Source organism: Alcanivorax sp. HI0044, from assembly GCF_001634945.1.
Window position 1 is genome coordinate 1 of the sequence record NZ_LWEZ01000598.1, and the last position, 770, is coordinate 770.

The window sequence follows — 770 nt, forward strand, 5'->3', positions numbered from 1 at the left end:
GCTGCATCAAGAATATTTTTGTGGAGCCGCAGCGGCGGGTGGATATCGAATTTGGTATCAGTTACGGCGACAGCATCGAGCAGGCCCGGGCCGCGATTCAGACGGTCATTGATAATGACGACCGTATCCTCAGCGGTGACAAGTTCGACCCGAATATTTTTGTCTCTGCCCACGCCGATAGCAGCATCAATATGCTGACGCGGGTGTGGGTGAATTCGGAGGATTACTGGCCGGTGTATTTCGGTTTGTTCGAGCAGGTGAAATACGCCTTTGACAAGGCGGGCATCACCATTCCGTTCCCGCAGCGGGATGTGCATTTGTTTCAGCAATCTTAAATCTAAAGTTACGAGAAGCGAGAAGCGAGAAGCGAGAAGCGAGAAGCGAGAAGCGAGAAGCGAAGAGCAAAATAGGTTCGGATTTTCGAAACTCGCTTCTCGTCACTCGAAACTGTTTTATCGCTTCTCCAGTACCACCGGCAATCCATCCTTCGGCATGATCAGCGGGACCTGCTGGGTAGGCAGTTCGTAGCCGGGTTTGACGCTGACGCGGTAACGTCTCAGGAACTGGAACAGGAATGTCTTGGTCTGCAGTTCGGCAAAGTTCAGGCCCAGGCATTTGTGGTGGCCGCCGCCGAAGGGAACCCACTGGTAAAAGTGCTTCTTGTGTTCGGCGCGTTCGTCGCTGAAGCGTTCTGGATCGAAGGTGGTCGGGTTGCTCCAGTATTCTTCCATGTAATGGGTGTAGAGCGTGGACACGTTGACCATGGTGTT

General features: G+C 53.1%; 2 protein-coding genes. One reads left to right on the plus strand and one right to left on the minus strand.

All coding sequences use genetic code 11. From position 1 onward, the window contains the following. Positions 1-335: mechanosensitive ion channel family protein (locus A3730_RS07190; protein ID WP_156501032.1), on the plus strand; the 335-nt coding region annotated here is incomplete at its 5' end. A gap of 117 nt (positions 336-452) precedes the next feature. On the opposite strand, the gene A3730_RS07195 is transcribed toward A3730_RS07190, so the two are convergent. Then, positions 453-770 (minus strand): cytochrome P450 (locus tag A3730_RS07195; RefSeq protein WP_156501034.1); only part of this gene is annotated, 318 nt, incomplete at its 5' end.